Below are 15,716 nucleotides of genomic sequence, written 5' to 3' on the forward strand. Positions count from 1 at the left end.
ATCAAGCAGCCGTAAAAATGAAGACAGCATTATTTCTCCTCTCCGGACTTTTGGCTCTCTCCCCCTTTGCCGCCGGAGATGCCTCGGCCCAGCAACCCGCAAAGCCCGAACTAAGGGTCGGCTTCGTGCCGGGGCCGTACATCGACGAGTTCAAGATCGGCGTCGAGCCCGAGCTGAAGAAGAAGGGCTACAACATTCGCTACGTCGAGTTCTCGACTGGGCTTGAAGCCAACAACGCGGTGTTCAAGTCCGAGATCGACGCCAATGTGATGCAGCACACGATCTTTCTCGACTCCTACAACGAGCGGCAGAAGACCGATCTCGTCGGCATCGTTCACGTCCCCACCCCGCCGATGGGCCTCTATTCGAAGAAGCACCCGCTGGGCACACCGATCAAGCCGGGTTCGAGCGTCGCGGTGCCGAACGATCCGGTCAATTTGCAGCGCGCGCTGTGGGTGCTGCGCGACCTCGGCCTGATCGAGATCCGCGACAGCAAGCCGGTCGACGTCAACGAGCTCGATGTCATCAAGAACCCCGGCGGCATCAAGATCGTTCCGCTCGAAGCCGCGCAGGCGCCCCGTGCGCTCGAAGATGTCGACTTCGCTGCCGTCCAGGGAAATTTCGCAATCTTCAGCGGGCTGAAGCTGACCAATGCCTTCGCACTGGAGAAGATGACGACGCCCTACGTCAACGTGCTCGCGGTGAAGAAGGCCAACGCCAATGCCGATTGGGCCCAGGATATCGTCGCCGGATACAAGTCGCCTGCGTTCAAGACCGCGATCCTGGCCGACCGCTTCTATGACGGGTTCACGTTGCCTGATTACATGAAGTGAGCGAACCGCGGGACACGCACAGCACATGTTCGAATTCACACTCGAATGGGCCAGCCGGCGTTCCGTCGCCGAGTGCGCGGTCAACGCGCGAGCGGTGACTGATCAAATCGGCATCCGCGAGGCCTTCATCCTGCCGCTGATCCTGGTGATCACTTTCCTGTTCGCGCTCGGCATCGTAACCGGCGCGCATCTACATGGGCAAGCCGACCAGGTCCTGCCGTATGTCGTGTCCGGAAGCATGGGCATGCCGATGCTTTATCCAGCATCGGAATCCTGTCGCAGGCCGTCGAACCTCGGTTCCGCGCAACGGCTGCGGCACGCCGACGTGCTCGCTCTGCTGACGACCAACTAGCGGCACGACCACGTCTTCGAGGCTTTTGGCCTCGCAGGCGACATCAAAATCGCCCCTCGCGATCGGGCGCATTGGAATTTCCTGCCCGCGCGCACGACAACCTCAGCACGATTCAACCAAATTGGCCCTTGCGGGTGTCTAGCAATGTTCAACGCCGTCCCTGCCGTGATAGCATTGCCGAGTTCTCGCCTTACACCGTTGTCCGGAGTGAACATGAGCTACGTCGTCTCACTGCGTTCAGGCTTCGCTCGTTCGATCGAACAGGCACGCGGATGGTTCCAGCGCTCGTTGCGGCCGCGGACAGGCGGCCCGGACAACAGGCAGGACGATCTCTACGAGATTTTCCTGTTCGGGCCTCACGGCTGACCACAGGCAATCGCCGCGCGCCCGACTTTTCCCCCACACTGAGGTTTCTGACATGACCGACGCTGCGTTGCAGCTCGCCGATACCGGCCGCCGTCTCGACGCCATCGACCGCAAGATTTTGGTGGTTCTCCAGGAGGACGCTTCGCTCTCGGTTGCGGAAATTGGCGAGCGGGTCGGCCTTTCCTCGACGCCATGCTGGAAGCGCATCCAGCGCCTCGAGGCCGACAGCGTGATCCTGAGACGGGTTGCGCTGGTCGACCAGAACAAGATCGGGCTTGGCCTTTCAGTGTTCGTCTCGGTGGAAAGCGCCGACCACTCGGATGCCTGGCTGAAGCGCTTCGCCGATGCGGTCCGCGCCATGCCCGAGGTGATGGAATTTTACCGGATGGCCGGCGACGTCGACTACATGCTGCGCGTCGTGATCCCCGACATGCAGAGCTACGACGTGTTCTACAGGAAGCTGATCCACGCCGTGCCGCTGAAAAACGTCACCTCACGCTTTGCGATGGAAAAGATCAAGTCGATCACGGCCCTGCCGATCCCGGCGGTGGCGGCGGATTGAGGTCTCACCTTCCTCGATGCCGGGTCATCTGCGACTAAGGAGGTGTGCGCAATTTTGCCGGCGCCCCTATCAGACCTTTGCGCGGCTCGCGACGAGCGACCCAACAGTGTCGATCACGAGGCTGCTCTTCTCCATCGGTCCTTATTAGACTAGATCGCGGGTGCTGCCATTCGACAGGAAACGATCGCCGGCGGCGACGTTGCATGATCATCTCGCGCACTGGATCGCAGCAAATCGTAGGTTGGCGTACAAAATCGTACGTTTGGTAGCGGGAGAAGGACTCGAACCCCCGACCCCAGAATTATGATTCCTGCATTCGTCTATCTGGTCCGCTCGTTGCCTCGTGTTTTGTCGTGCCCCACTGCATCGACCTCCTCCTGCTTCGCGTCCCGGCGCCGAGTACTGGCAAACTCCGAAAGCTCGTTCTTCAGCGCATGCCTTTGGGTTTCGACGGCAGGCATGTCTTTGACGAATTGCCGGATCTGTCGCGCCAGCTCGTGATCCGTTGCCACTCCAGAGCGGTGTAGCTCGGCGGCATAGTCGAGATAACGCCGGCGGATCGCTTCCTGACGTGTCTTTATCTGTTCGTCCCAAGGGGGTTTGGCAGTCTTGCCCCTCCTCACCTCCGAAAGCACCTCCTTACGGGCGAGCCGATCGACATCGGGCATGATCTTTCGCTTGCGCATAGCGAGAACTGCCCCGCGGTCGGCCTTTCGAACCCGTCCGCGGGTTCTCCGCGGCGTTGCCTCGGCCTTGATCCCGCGCAGCCGGAGTTCGCCAGCAAACCTTTCCCGCCAGGCCTGAAGATCCGCCTTGCGCGGGTTGAGGCGCTTGCCGTCGTGGCCCAGTGACCGAACGGTCAAGTGTACGTGGGGGTGCTTGTCGTCGAGGTGCTGGACAAAGACATAGTCATGATTGTAGCCAAACGTCTCGATGGCAAATGCCCGGGCTGAATCCTTGACCGCGACGGCATCGGTACCAGCCGGCATTGACAGAATGATGTTGACCGAAAGCGATCCGTCGCGGCGGCGCTTGTTGTCGAGACCGGCATCATCCTCCCAGCGTTGCTGCAGGTCTTTCAATCCCAAACGACCCGCCAGCGTCGCGCCCTCCTCTGTTTCTGCGTCGAGCTCGCCGTTTCGCGTGATATATGCAAGGTGCGACTTGAGATGCGCCACGACTTTGGTGCGACCGGTGATCTTGACCATCACCTCTGCTGCTCGGCGCACGATGCGTCCGAGCTTTGCACGCATCGCCGGCGTAAGGCGGCCTGGAGAGGCCGGATCTGGGATATCCCACTCGGCCCGCCGCGGGCGCCGAATGGGCGTCTCCCAGACATACGAGATCGGCGGAAGTTCGGAGGCCAGGCCGGTCGGCCGCGGCGAGCGCCGGGTCATCGCTGTCCATCCCAATAATCCGCGTTGCCGTGCAGCGCGCTACGCAACTGCGCGAGCTCTCTTTCGACGACCGATTTGGCTTCTTGAATTACCGACAAATCTGGCTCAACCACCCTGCCCTGCAGCACGCTGGTGTTTGCGGCACGCGCAATCTGATTGATGTTGCCGCCAATCCGGTTGAGCTCGCGAACGATCGCGCGGAGCGCCTCATGCTCGTGCGGGGAATGCTGCACGGGCGATCCCAATCGCGAGCGCACCAAAGCGACAATCCAGCCGGTTCGCGTCATGCCACGCTGATGCGAGACCTCCGCGAGTTGCTGCATCTCGCTCTCGCGAAACCGCACCGTCACCTTCTCCGGCCGTCCGACCGGCAACGCCAAGATGCGTGGCGCTGGTGCAGAAAGTGCATCAGCAATGAGACGCCGCAGCAGCGCGGATTTTCCGCCTTGGGTAGCTGCAAGAACTGAGAACTGCGCCGCGACTTCGTCGGAGACGCGAAGCGAGATCAGAGCCATGCGCTCCAATCCCAATCGCGATGTAATACATCGCTGGCGCGAAGCCTATCCTGCACTAGAAAGCGAAAATCCCTCCACCCCCTCCATGTTGGTTCAAACCATCGGGCTCGGCAGTCAAGACTCGGCATTTGCTGCAGGTGAGATCCAACCCAGCCGACGGTCGATGAGGAGAGCTCTTCCGGGAATGACGTAGCCGTCACCCTTAGTGCTTGTACTCCACGAACACCGTGCAGGCAGATTCGCAACACTGGCACCGAATACGTGGACCGCGGCTTACCAGCAGCCTCCGGCCTCTCTACAGCGCTGTGGGGGGCGCGTTCGGCCTCCGGCTGCTGCGCTAACGCGCCATCCTTCGGATGGGAAATCCACTCCGCCGGCGCACCAACTGCAGCAGTGTTTCTGAGGAGGCTGTTCAAGACCAGCTTCATGCCGATAGGATCTCTTCGATCGTGATCGTCGATGCCAGAACCTCTTCCGCTTCCTCTGCGCCATCGATCAGCAGCACGGCATGGCGTGAGCCTCGAGACGCGAGTCGATCCACCAGAAGACAGCCGGTGCGATCTTTGTGACGCACTCTGATCGTTGGTGATGTGCTCATTCGCTCGCTCCGATCGACCGAAGAGTACGGGCGCCTTTCCGCTCTCGCCGTCTCACCGCCTCTCTCCAAGGGTTGCGCTGCCAGTTGCGGTGCGACCGGGCCTCGTGGTGGTTGAGCTCGAGGAGCCCCTTCGTCATCAGCACGGGACCCCCGCACTTTCGAGCGAACTTGGCGAGCCAGTTGGCGGGCGTGCGCGTCGGTGAAGCTTTCCTGTGCTGCGCATAAAGTCTCAATGGCGTTGGGCTGCTCGCGCCAGGCTTGATAGAGTTCATACACAGCGCGGATTGACGAGCCTGCAAGCTTCGAGCGGAGGAACTCCGGCATATTCTGGACCGACGCGTAGCGAGACACCCAGTCCCTGGGTTTGCCAAGCTTGCGCGAGATGTCAGCTTGGTTATCACCCTGCTCCAAGCGGTCCGCGATGAACGCCGCAATTTCGGGGGCATTGAGGTCATCGCGCTGGATATTCTCGATCATCTGAACATAACGATCCGCAGAACCAGCCGCATGAATGAAAGCCGGGATGTCCGGGAGCCCGGCGCGCTTAGCAGCACGATACCGCCTCGCACCCATGACGATCACGTACCGGCCCTCCTCGGTCGCTTGCCGCAGCACAATCGGTTGCAGCACGCCGTGCTGAAGGACCGATTGCGTAAGCTCCTCGATCTTTTGTTCGTAGAAGCTGCGACGGGGCTGGTCCGGATCTTCGTCAATACGGTCGATCGAGATGCAAGTCGGTTGCCCGATTGTGGCAGCCCCATCTTCCGCCGCGGCGATGAGCTGCTTGAAGCTGAGATCAAGCGCCATGTGCCGACTCGTTCATCTGCGCGACGATCTTGGCGAGAACATCGCGGATCTCGCGACCAGCCTCCTGCGCAGAGCGGCGCTTCAGCTTCCAGACCGGCAGGCGTTCCGCGACGGCTTCAGCGTATCCGTCCCTTGCAACGATCTGGCCTGGGAACACATATTTGCCAGCCTCGCGCAAGAGTTGCTCAAGATGCGTCCTTTGACGGGGCGATTTCGTGTTGAAGTTCGAGGGCAGCAACCCGAGGAACTTCGTATCCTGACGGCCATAGCGCCTCTGCACGCCGATCACGGTCTGCATCAGACCTTTGACGCCCTTGATCGAATAGTCCTCCAGATAGATAGGGGCCAGCACATGCGACGCCGCAACCAAACAGCCGACACTGCGAAGTCCAAGTGACGGCGGCGTATCGATGACGCAGGCATCGAACTGATCCGACGCGATCGCCAGGTTCTCTTGCAGAGTCGTTATGGCGGCCGCATTGCTCCGATCTAGATCAGTCAATGAGCTATCGGCCGGCGCGAGCGTCAGGCCTTCATCGGCTCGCGGTACGACCCGTATCCCCGGTTTGAACAAATCCGCGGCTAACGTTGACCCGGCGTACTGCCTCAGCGTATCCGACGCATTGCTCTGCGCATCAACGTCGATCACGAGAACGCGGAGATTCGTTTCCGCCATGAACCAAGCCAAATGCACAGCAAGAGTCGTCTTGCCGACCCCACCCTTTTGATTGTTGATGACAATGGTCTTCATATTAGGGTCCGAAATGGGTTTGACGGCGCGAGGGGTGTCCATCGTCCATCATGACGTGGGGGATGTTGGTTTGAACCAACAGCGATTGCGAATCCGATCGTGGGAACGATCCCGGAATTCATCCGGTGATTCCCCTGCCAGAAGAGACAGGTCAGTCCATAGTCATCGGGAGGAGCAGCTTCTGGGAAGCGAGACAGAGCTCATGCTGGTGCCCGGCAACCACAACACGATCGCGAGAGGATCGTCACGCGAATGCGCGGAGACCGCTTGTGGGCTCCGGGAGCGTCGCCGCGGCGGCGCGAGTAGAGCCGTCCCCGGAGGGGCTCGCCCAAGCGCACACTGCTGAAAGAGTGCAGAAGCTGGAACGACTTCTTCTACGCGAGGGCTATCTGCATCGAAGGAAATACGTTTTACGTATCGCGAGAAAGATTCGTGTTGACCCTATCGACGCCGCCCGCCGTAGCGACAAAGTGCCGACACACCAAACACCGGCCGTAGGAAGCTTTGAATCAAAGGCCGACCTTCCACCGCATGCTGTTGCGATAAAGACCGGGGCAATTGCAAGCTAGGCATTGCGACGCGCGCATCCCGATAGCGAAGTGTCCGTTGAGGAAAGGCTTAATCCATCGATAAGTCCCGGCATTTTCGGCGCCATTGACCTATCGATAAATGAATCGATCTGCCCGGTCGATTCGTAAAACTCCCTGGACGGCTCTTGCGATGGAAGCAAGAATTCGCCCGTGCTGGAACCCAAACCAGAACCGCTTCATCTGCGCCGCATCGATGCCGCTCGCAATATGCGGCGGTTTTGTGCGCTATCCACGCAGCCGACCTTATTCGGAGAAATGTCGCTGGTCCGCAATTGTGCCGGATCGGCACGAATAGCCAGACGATGCAGACCTTCGATGGCAGGGCAAAGGCGATCGAAGCGTTCCGACGGCTGGAGCGTGCCAAGCAGAGGCGCGGTTACGCTGCAGTGACGGAAACCTGTCATAGTCTGACAATTTTTCGGGACTGTGGCTCCGCATGTGAAATCAGTTCTATCTGTTCCACTGCTTTGATGTCAGACGAGCAAAATCGAAACAAGACGGAGTTCGTCTCATGACGACTGCCAATGAGATCGCCGAAAAGATTGCAACCGAGAATGACCTGACAAAGGCTCAGGCGAAAACCATCGTCGATAAGGTGTTCAAGGCGATCGCTGATGCGGCCGTAAGCGGGGCCGAGACGAGCCTTCCAGGCTTCGGCAAGTTCAAGGTCAAGGATAGCCCCGCGCGTGAAGGCCGCAATCCGTCCACCGGCGCAACGATTGCGATCGCGGCTTCCAGGAAGCTGACCTTTACGCCTGCCAAAGCCATCAAGGATGTTCTGAACGGAGGAGCGGCCCCGAGCGACGACGCATCGTAAGTCGCAAGACAGGGGGGCTTATGCCCTTATGCCCCCTCCTCGGCTGCGAGCGCTTCGTTGCGTTGGCGCATGAGTTCGGCCAGCTCGCGTTCGAGCGACTTGCGCTCCGTTGGCGTGAATACGCATTCGCGCAGCTCGGCGCGCAATTCTTCAAGGGTGTCGATGGTCATGATCGCATTTCCTCTCGAAGGGAAGCGGGCCCCGCCGTGCGGCGGAGCCCGCTAGCTGAGCTTCAGTCCCGGTTCGGCCGGGACCAGATCAGTTGGAGGCCCTCGGCACCCTCGACCTCGGTCAGGGTGGCGTAGATCGGAGCGGGGAAGCTCGGATCGTCCAGCTTGACGGAGAGGTAGTCGCGCTCGGTCTCCTTGGCGGTCTTCTGCCAGGCCGCACCCAACTCGACGTTGCCCGAGTAGATGCGGAAGTGCGGTCCCTTGTCGGAAGGGTTTTCGACGCGGATCAGCTTGGCCTTGACGTTGAGGTTGAGCGTCTTGATCGCGCCGGAGAAGCCATTGCCCGTGGAGGTGAAGGTGCCGATGGTAGCCATTGTCTCATTCCCTTGGTTTTCTCGGGCCGCGCCTATCGCGACCTCGATGGCGGTCGTGAGACCGGAGGCGATCGACCTGCACCCGTAGGGCCGAAATGAAATGGAGGGCGGCCGGCAGCGACTTTCTTGGACCGCGAGGAATGGTGCGCAGCGCCAGGGGAAGAAAGTCGAGGACGGACGTTGCGGGGACAAGATCGAGAGCGCGCGAAGCGGGATCGGCCTTCGGTCAGACCAGCCTCTATCGAGGACGCAGATGGGTGCGCCCATCGGGAAAACACATGGAATGAAGACAGGCGGCCCTAATCGGTTTAGCCATTCGGATCTCAAGGCAACGGGCGTAGCAGCAAAACGCAGTTCACCTTAAGCAGGCCAACCAGGTCCGGCGTCATTCACTTGCAATGGAGATCGTCGCTTTCGGCAATATCGGCGGATCTGTCGAAGTCGCCATCGCAAGATCGATTGCGAGGCTGCCGACGTACTCGCCATTTGGATGCAACCTCGCCTTGCTTTCGCATCCATGCGATCGACCGCCCTGCAAGTCGTCAAACAGATGCCAGCATCGGAGGACACGCCGGCCGCCGACTCCGCGATGATAACGTCGGCGCGCGCGCTGGAAAGAAGCCGGAAGTGCCCGTTGCAACGCCGCAGCGTTGGATAGCTTTGTGAGCACAATCGGTCTCGGGAACAATCCGGCTGCCGGGCTCGATTTCGATCAGACCCTATTTAGCCGGCGGCCGCAGCGGGCTATCCGCCCACTTCTGGGCGGCGGGGTTGTGCAGCGGATCGTCCTCGCAGGCAAGGCAAACGTAGCGCTGCCGCCCATCGGCGACATCGTCGGGAATGGCCGTCATTGCCTTTCCGCACGACGGGCATAGCTTGCGGTTCAAATTTAGCGCAGCCATCGATTTTCCCTGCCGAGCACAGCCTACTTTCTTGCGGCCCCCGGACTCAAGCGGTGAGCGCCGAAATCTGTCCGGATAGGTCCCGCTCCCTTGACGCGCAGCCGGTCAAGCGGGAAATTGAGCCTTCAGTGAAGTTGCGGGGGTGGCGTCGTGGAAGATTTCTACAGAGGCTTCGCGCAGCGGGCGCGCGATTTGGCCGAGAATGCGGACCCGTTCACCAGGCGGCGGTTGCTTGACCTGGCCCAACGATACGACCTCAAGAGCAGACCAGGATCCGGAGGCGGTCGATCCATCCCGCCCCCGCGTGCGACGCCGCCGACGGTCCTGTTTTCCGGCTCCGGCGAAGCTTAACGAATCCGATCCCGGCGGACTTGAGTCCGATCGCGGCCCGATCGTCGACTTTCCGTGTCTTTCATCGACCGAGGCGACTGTTCACTGACTGTCCTAGTCGGCCCAGAGGCCGCCTCGAGGCCTACGCTTCGCATTCTGCTGGGAGGCCGACGTAACGCTGGATGACGTCCGGATCCGGGCCTCCGACTGCCAGTCGGCGGCACGAAGTTGGCACAGCGAGCAAGCTTCCCCGCGAACGGTGGCTCCAAAATCGAGCTGGCATTGAGACCCAGTTCACACGGCTCTACGTTCCGCTCCTCTATGGTTCCGTCTGGCGTTCTTCGGAGTAGACAGATGATAGCCACCTTGGCGCGAGCGCTCTCGCGCGTCACCCGTGCGGAAACCGACGTCGAGGACCTGAAGACGATCGTGATCTTCAGTGGCGCCGGTCTGCTGCTGTCCCTGGTGGCGGCCATGGCCTTTGGCCTCGCGCTTGGCCCGGAGCCGTTCTGAAGGAAAGCAGCCCGACGAAGTTGCGGCCTCCTCGAGCATCCGATGCAGACGCTTCCTCCGGCCCTTCGCCCGTAACTCTCCCGCTTGCGTCGCTCGGCATACCGCCACCCGTTGTTCCTTCAGCGCCGCGCCGCTCGCGAGCTTTCTCATCGATCTTGCTCGGCCCGTCGCAGCATTGCCCTGCCTTTTTTGAGGCGCCCTCGCGATCCTCACGGGCCCGATCGGTCAATCGGCAGAGCGGCGTGCTCGGTAAACAACCTCGCGATCCACCCCCGCCGCCCGCACACGACGCCCGGGTGCGCAATCGTCGGGGTCGCCAGTTTCCTGCGGGGCACCCTGATGAAGATTTGACGCCGCAGCCAAGGCCCCATCAAATTCGACCTCAACCGCAAGCTCGGACCACGTACGCGGCAGCCCGAGCCTCTGGCGCACAAGGCAGTCACCCATCCGTCAGGCCGTCCGTTTTTCATGGAGCCGGGAGTTGATTTGCGACATCAGGATCGGCCCAAGGGAAAACTCTCCGAGCTCCGCCTTCCGCGTCAACCCGCGCAAGTAGCCGCCAGCCGATCTGATCGCTGTGCCACGCTGCAAGATGCAGGCGACAACCACAGCGGCCTGCATTTCGCCCAGGACGGTTTGCGCCTCCTCCCAGGCGCTTGGGCTGATTCCCAGCGACGACCGCACGACGGCCGCCGTGGCGAAGAAATCGCGCCAGTTCGAAATTCCACCTTTCGCATAATCGACGATGTCTGGGCATGCACTCAGGACCATTCCCAACGGATACGGACCCTCGGCGACTCGCGATGGTTGAGGCTTTGGCGCAGCTCCCGCCGCCCTGCCTTCTCGAAGGCGAGGTTCAAGATCAGGAAAGGTATCAGTATTTGAATTCTGTATGTGGCGCTCAGTGTGGGACTCATTGGCGCTTGGATTCTTGGATTTGATATGCGCTTCCAGAAGATTGAGCACATCGTCAGCAAGTTGCGACAACTCGTCGGCGATCGGCTCGAGCTCTTGGCGCGTAGCTGTGCGCGGAATCTGGGCGACCATTGCGCGGAAGGCGGCATGAACCTCCTGCCAATCGGCAGGCCCCTGCCCTGCCCATCGCGTCGGGACACCTTCCTCGATGCCAGTTGCAATCATCTTCGCGATGTCGCGCCGGCACAGCGTAATCCGCTCACGCACCAGTTTGAGGGCGCGGGCTTCTGCTTCGATATCGGCCGCCAGGTTCTCGAACTCTCCCGAGCGCACGACGAGCGGTGACAGATCGAAGCCGAAGGCGAGCTCGATTTCGCCGGCATCGTCCTTCCGCGCATAGCGCTTGCCATTGGGGCTGTCGCGCCGAACGATCAGTCCCGCGTCGACCAGCACAGCCAGGTGACGCCGCAGCGTCGATGCCGGCATGCCGTGCGCCCGCCGACTGAGCTGATGGTTCGACGGGAAGACGATAAGATCATCCTCTCCTGTCAGCGCGGTCTCAGGATGGAAGGTCAGGAGCGCATTTAATACCGAGAGCGCGCGCTCCGACACGCCAAGGCGCGGCCGTGCCGTGCAGATGGCGTGGAAGATCTTCCATTTGTGGACGATCTTTTCGGGAGGGCGTTCGGTTGCGACCATTTGGCTTGCCACATGGGCGAGCGTCAACGACCGCCGCCCGAAGGGCGTCGTTGGAGAGTGTGACTGCATGTCTTTGCCTCAGCTGGGCAAAGGAAACCTGCTCGCCGAAACGACGATAAAATCGCGTAGAAACTCTTGACTGCGATTCGCGAAAGTGATTCTCTGTCAGTCGCCAAACTTGAAGAGAAGGGCTTCCGGAACTCCGTTTCGGGGGCCTTTTTCTTTTGCCTTGTCTGCTCCTGGTTCGTGTTTACGGGACGAGGCTGTCAGGCCTCGGTAGTTTCCTGACCGCCGCTCGTTTTGGAAAAGGCGTCGAACAGCGCCGGGAGTTGGTCGACAAGAAATGCTGCAAATGTCGCTGAGACATTCTTGTCGAGGGTAAGCTTCAATTCGCGCTCGGCCTGACGCACGTGCGCAATCTTGTCGCCGGATACGGAAAAGACCGGCTTATCTTCGGAAGTCTTCGATGTGCCCGCGGAAGATGGACGGCTTGCCGCTGTGAATGCTGCAAGAAACCGGGCGTCGGTTTCTCGCTCTGCAAATTTCGGTTCAGCGATCGCCGTTCTGACACGTTTGAGCGCCGCGGCATCCTTGATCAATTCAGCGAATGACTGCCAGCGACCGCGGCCAACTTTCGGAGCCTTCCCGATTGCTTGAACAACATCGGTTGGAACTGACCGGGCCACGGCAAGAAGTTTCGAGGCCTCCGCACGATCGATCGACAACGCATCTTGCACGATTGACCGGCTATGCCCGGCATCTTCGATATGCATCGCGAAGGTGGCGCGCTCGATGAAACTCAGATCTTCGCGTGGTGCGTTCTCGAGTCCTTGCGCCACGACGAGCGCTTCATCTGACAGCGCTCGCAGGATCGCTTTGACCGAAATGCCTAGTTCGCGCGTGGCGCGGACGCGGCGGTGACCATAGGCACTCTGGTAGCGCCCTTTTGCTTCAGGATGCTCCCGAACGAGAACGGGCACCTCTTGACCACGCTGTGCGATCGACTGCTTGAGCGCCTCGAACGAGCTATCGTCCTGGTCGCGAAACCGGTCGGCCAGCGGTGACGGATCGATAAGCGAGGGGTCGATTTCAAGGATCATCGCTCCGGAGGCAATCCTTTCGCGAAGCTCCTCGTTCTCTTTCTCGACTCCGGAAAAAGTGTCTTTCAACGAGCGGACTGAGCCCGACGAAACCCGCGGCAGGGCACCGGGCATGTTGTCAGCTGACAACGCAGCTGATTGCGGGGCCGTGAAAAGGCTCTTGATAGTGTCAGTACGTTTGCTCATCGACCCCACACCTTCTTGAGAAGTTGCGCGATTTCGGCATTGACCGCGTCGACCGATTCCAATGCCCGGTCGTAGGCGCCCCGCCCTACGGCGCCGCGCTCCAGCTCATAAAGTGATTGCTTGGTGAGACCAGCATTGGCGATCGCGGTCGATTTCCACACTGTGGCCTGGAGCACGTCCGATCCAAAAAGGGTACGAAGGAGAGCGACGATTTGAGCTTCGGGCACGTCATTGGGATCGTGACGCGTGATGACGTACCGGATGAAATCGTGATCAAGGCGCCCGCCAGCCTCCTCGATGACGGACATGAGGTCCGACGTCATGAGGAGAAATTGGCTCATGGATGCGACATCGACCATCTGAGGATGGATGGTCACGAGCATCGCGGTCGCCGCATTTAGCGCGCCCATGGTCAAGTAACCAAGTTGGGGTGGGCAGTCGACGACGACGACGTCATAGTCGTCGGCAACCTGGTCGATGGCGCTGGCGACGCGGCGAAAGAAGAGGTCGTGTCCGCGTTCACGCCGCTCGACCATCGCTCGAGGTGTGGTGTGCTCGAATTCCATGAGCTCGAGATTGCCTGGCACGAGACCTATCCCGTCGAAATAAGTCGGCCGAATAACCTCGTGCATTGGCCGCCGGTGCTCGTCATACCGTATGGCGCCGTAGAGGGTTTCGTTCGCTCCGATGTCGAACTCGGGTTGGTACCCGAACATTGCTGACAGCGAAGCCTGCGGATCGAGGTCAATCGCGAGGACCCTAAAGCCGGCAAGGGCGAGGTATTGCGAAAGATACAACGCCGTCGTCGTCTTGGCGGAGCCGCCTTTGAAGTTCGCGACTGTGATGATTTGGAGCTTGTCGCCCGGGCGCCGGCGCGGGAGAAATTCCAGTGCTTCTCGGGGCCGCGCGGTGGCCAGGTACCCGCGCAGCTCATGGATCTGAGCCAGAGTGTAAGACCGTCGCCCCCCGATCCCCGTCGCTGGGGTCGGTCCAAGTCCGTCGAGAGAGAGCTGCCGAAGGTATCCATCGGACACGCCCGCAATTCGCGCAACCTCCCCTGAGGTGAACGACCGGAGCGATTTGCTTGCTGAGGGCGGGAACAGTGTCGTCGCGAGCGTGCGAAGCTGGCCGGAAAGAATGCCGGCATGCCGAGAGATCCGCGCAGACGCAGTCTCGCTCATCGTAACCGTATCTTCCGCTAAGGTCGTCATTTGCCTTCTCAAGACGGTTTCTGCGCGTCAGACGCCTAATATCCGTCTTGAGAGATGGCCACGATTCTATGATTTGAGCAAGAAATAAAGGGTTAACGAGTTCTTAACGCTCGATGGCGTGCCCAAAATCGTGCAGCGGCTTTTTGGGCGCATCGCCTTGTTGTTGTTGTCAGCTGACAACAACGCCCCCAGCCGGCGGAGCGAGCCTCTACTATAGCGTGATTCGGCTGGGCTCCACGGAACCTCGAGCGTCATTCTGTACCACGCCCATCTATGGCCCCATCGGTCTTGCTACCGTGCGGATGCGCTGTAGCCTCCTTCCATGCACAGCCAAACCCTCGCTCCTGGCGTCGAATCAGCGTGCACCAGCGCTTGACGGGCGGCTGATAAATCCCGCGCGAGGGTCCCTATTCTCCGCTTCCCAGCCAGTCGTTGCCTCCAGAAGATCGCGTCCTCGGAAATGTAACGTGGGTCCGCTCAAGCTACTCAACCCGATGCCGGGAGCGGCGATCCCAGGAAAGGCGCCCTCCCCGCCTCGTCGAAGAACCCGAGCAGGATGGCGAGCGGCGGGACCTTGAGAGATGTTGGATCGGTAGGTCCCGAGGCACGCTGGGCTGTCACGGCGTTGACCGACGCGCTATCGCAGAGTTGCACTGGGCACCGCCCGCTCGCCCGAGGCAGAAGCGACCGCCACACGGTAACAGGTCTCCAACCGTCGGACGATCAGGTCTTGAGCCTCAACCATTCCGGAGACATCTGCGATTGTTCATGCGTAGCCCGATCGCACCGAGGCGCCCGGACCTCCAGCCGCAACGCCGACCACCCGCCCGGCGCTGCTTGCGGCCCAGTATGGCAATGTGGCCCGGGAAACCACGTGGACCGGCACGCGGTGCTGCGGATCGGCCTAGCGCCCGGCCGAATCCATCTTAGCGCTTGGCGTTCAGAAGCCCCCAGGGCAATGCCGAGCCCGGTCCCGAGGCTTGTGAGACGGCAAGTTCCAGGCCTGTGCACCGGATTCCATCCCGGGCAAGAAGTTCCGCTCGCAGGGCGCCGTCCATCGAGGATGGCCCGGCAGATGTTGTCAGCTGACAACATCTACTCCCTCGGGACCGCGCAAGACGATGGCGGCGCCACGGTCGGCAGGCGAACGCGAAGCGTTATCCGATCACAGTCGGCATCGGGATCAAGCCGTGACCGTCCATCGTCGGAAGGAAATAGCCGACGAGCAGGCTGAGCTTGCAGCCGACTCGCCTGGATCCGATGCAGCAGGAAGTTCATCCGCGGACTTCCGTGACATCAAAACGAGGTCGATCGGACAGGGGGAAGTCGGCTCACGCGGTGCCATCTACCAACCGACCCTTGTTGTCAGCTGACAACAAGGCGCGACCCACGGGGGAGGGATGTTGTCAGCTGACAACAATCTTGTGCTCTGCAGCATTTGGATCTGCGTCGCCGACCCACGTCCGTTCAATCGGGCCAAGAACGGACTCGTCGACCCGCCCGATGAATGCACACCACGGAAGGTAGGGCCTGGACGAGATTGTTCTCGCCTCGAGTCCGAGACGTACCGCGTTGGCTTTGAGGGGAAACAGCCCGGGGAGAGGGGGCCTGGGATTCATAGAATGCTAACCATAGAGGCTTATGGCCGCCTGCGCGTCCTTGCGACCTTCTCACCCAGATCTGGCGCGAATCCTCCCAGAAGATGGTGAACGTGGCGCCCGAAGAGGC

Annotated in this window: 18 protein-coding genes; 8 read left to right on the forward strand and 10 right to left on the reverse strand. The window is 60.7% G+C overall.

The annotated features are described in order from the left end of the window. Positions 1-17 precede the first annotated feature (17 nt). From CV770_RS27890 to CV770_RS27900, 4 genes are all read left to right on the forward strand, one after another. Positions 18-833, forward strand: a complete 816-nt coding sequence (locus tag CV770_RS27890; RefSeq protein ID WP_104464652.1) for a MetQ/NlpA family ABC transporter substrate-binding protein — start codon at positions 18-20, stop codon at positions 831-833. A gap of 25 nt (positions 834-858) precedes the next feature. Continuing rightward, positions 859-1,185 (forward strand): hypothetical protein, encoded by a 327-nt coding sequence (locus CV770_RS27895; RefSeq protein WP_104464653.1) that lies wholly within the window; start codon positions 859-861, stop codon positions 1,183-1,185. Between the two features lie 213 nt (positions 1,186-1,398). After that, complete coding sequence (locus CV770_RS42215; protein ID WP_161500036.1) at positions 1,399-1,551, forward strand: hypothetical protein; 153 nt, start codon at positions 1,399-1,401, stop codon at positions 1,549-1,551. A 52-nt stretch (positions 1,552-1,603) separates the two neighbouring features. Then, positions 1,604-2,113 (forward strand): Lrp/AsnC family transcriptional regulator, encoded by a 510-nt coding sequence (locus CV770_RS27900; RefSeq protein ID WP_104464654.1) that lies wholly within the window; start codon positions 1,604-1,606, stop codon positions 2,111-2,113. Positions 2,114-2,433: 320 nt separating this feature from the next. Here CV770_RS27900 and CV770_RS27905 read toward each other — a convergent pair whose 3' ends face one another. From CV770_RS27905 to CV770_RS27920, 4 genes are all read right to left on the reverse strand, one after another. Next, complete coding sequence (locus tag CV770_RS27905; protein ID WP_104464655.1) at positions 2,434-3,510, reverse strand: relaxase/mobilization nuclease domain-containing protein; 1,077 nt, start codon at positions 3,508-3,510, stop codon at positions 2,434-2,436. Then, complete coding sequence (locus CV770_RS27910) at positions 3,507-4,025, reverse strand: plasmid mobilization protein (RefSeq protein WP_104464656.1); 519 nt, start codon at positions 4,023-4,025, stop codon at positions 3,507-3,509. Before CV770_RS27910 ends, CV770_RS27905 begins: the two co-directional genes overlap by 4 nt. A gap of 424 nt (positions 4,026-4,449) precedes the next feature. Then, the gene (locus CV770_RS27915) at positions 4,450-5,430 is read right to left on the reverse strand and encodes a ParB/RepB/Spo0J family partition protein (protein ID WP_104464657.1); all 981 of its coding nucleotides are present in this window, start codon (positions 5,428-5,430) and stop codon (positions 4,450-4,452) included. Next, complete coding sequence (locus CV770_RS27920; RefSeq protein ID WP_104464658.1) at positions 5,420-6,181, reverse strand: ParA family protein; 762 nt, start codon at positions 6,179-6,181, stop codon at positions 5,420-5,422. Before CV770_RS27920 ends, CV770_RS27915 begins: the two co-directional genes overlap by 11 nt. Positions 6,182-7,073: 892 nt before the next feature. Between CV770_RS27920 and CV770_RS44285 the strand changes: the two genes are divergently transcribed. Both CV770_RS44285 and CV770_RS27935 read left to right on the forward strand, forming a co-directional pair. Continuing rightward, positions 7,074-7,286, forward strand: coding sequence for a hypothetical protein (locus tag CV770_RS44285; RefSeq protein WP_502693617.1), 213 nt, complete (start codon positions 7,074-7,076; stop codon positions 7,284-7,286). Beyond that, a complete protein-coding gene (locus CV770_RS27935; RefSeq protein ID WP_104464660.1) occupies positions 7,283-7,588 on the forward strand; it encodes an HU family DNA-binding protein in 306 nt (101 codons plus the stop codon). The genes CV770_RS44285 and CV770_RS27935 overlap by 4 nt, the downstream gene beginning before the upstream one ends. A 26-nt stretch (positions 7,589-7,614) precedes the next feature. Here CV770_RS27935 and CV770_RS42785 read toward each other — a convergent pair whose 3' ends face one another. The 3 genes from CV770_RS42785 to CV770_RS41785 all read right to left on the reverse strand — a co-directional run bounded on the left by CV770_RS42785 (position 7,615) and on the right by CV770_RS41785 (position 9,034). After that, entirely contained in the window at positions 7,615-7,758 is a 144-nt protein-coding gene (locus CV770_RS42785; RefSeq protein ID WP_201760074.1) for a hypothetical protein, read from the reverse strand. Between the two features lie 62 nt (positions 7,759-7,820). After that, positions 7,821-8,132, reverse strand: a complete 312-nt coding sequence (locus tag CV770_RS27940; RefSeq protein ID WP_104464661.1) for a DUF736 domain-containing protein — start codon at positions 8,130-8,132, stop codon at positions 7,821-7,823. Positions 8,133-8,851: 719 nt separating this feature from the next. After that, positions 8,852-9,034 carry a zinc ribbon domain-containing protein gene (locus CV770_RS41785; RefSeq protein ID WP_146101369.1) on the reverse strand — a complete coding sequence of 61 codons (183 nt, stop codon included), beginning with the start codon at positions 9,032-9,034 and terminating at the stop codon, positions 8,852-8,854. A gap of 150 nt (positions 9,035-9,184) precedes the next feature. Between CV770_RS41785 and CV770_RS43475 the strand changes: the two genes are divergently transcribed. Then, entirely contained in the window at positions 9,185-9,385 is a 201-nt protein-coding gene (locus CV770_RS43475) for a hypothetical protein (protein ID WP_080686878.1), read from the forward strand. 333 nt (positions 9,386-9,718) lie between these two features. Beyond that, entirely contained in the window at positions 9,719-9,877 is a 159-nt protein-coding gene (locus tag CV770_RS42790; protein WP_201760075.1) for a hypothetical protein, read from the forward strand. 450 nt (positions 9,878-10,327) lie between these two features. Here the strand turns inward: CV770_RS42790 and repC are convergent, their stop codons facing one another. From repC to repA, 3 genes are all read right to left on the reverse strand, one after another. After that, a complete protein-coding gene (gene repC / locus CV770_RS27950) occupies positions 10,328-11,560 on the reverse strand; it encodes a plasmid replication protein RepC (RefSeq protein ID WP_104464662.1) in 1,233 nt (410 codons plus the stop codon). A 197-nt stretch (positions 11,561-11,757) separates the two neighbouring features. Further along, entirely contained in the window at positions 11,758-12,777 is a 1,020-nt protein-coding gene (gene repB, locus CV770_RS27955; RefSeq protein WP_104464663.1) for a plasmid partitioning protein RepB, read from the reverse strand. Then, positions 12,774-13,988 carry a plasmid partitioning protein RepA gene (gene repA, locus CV770_RS27960; RefSeq protein WP_104464664.1) on the reverse strand — a complete coding sequence of 405 codons (1,215 nt, stop codon included), beginning with the start codon at positions 13,986-13,988 and terminating at the stop codon, positions 12,774-12,776. Before repA ends, repB begins: the two co-directional genes overlap by 4 nt. Positions 13,989-15,716: the final 1,728 nt, after the last annotated feature.

This window comes from Bradyrhizobium sp. AC87j1 (genome assembly GCF_002936975.1).
GTDB classification, from domain to species: Bacteria; Pseudomonadota; Alphaproteobacteria; order Rhizobiales; family Xanthobacteraceae; genus Bradyrhizobium; species Bradyrhizobium shewense.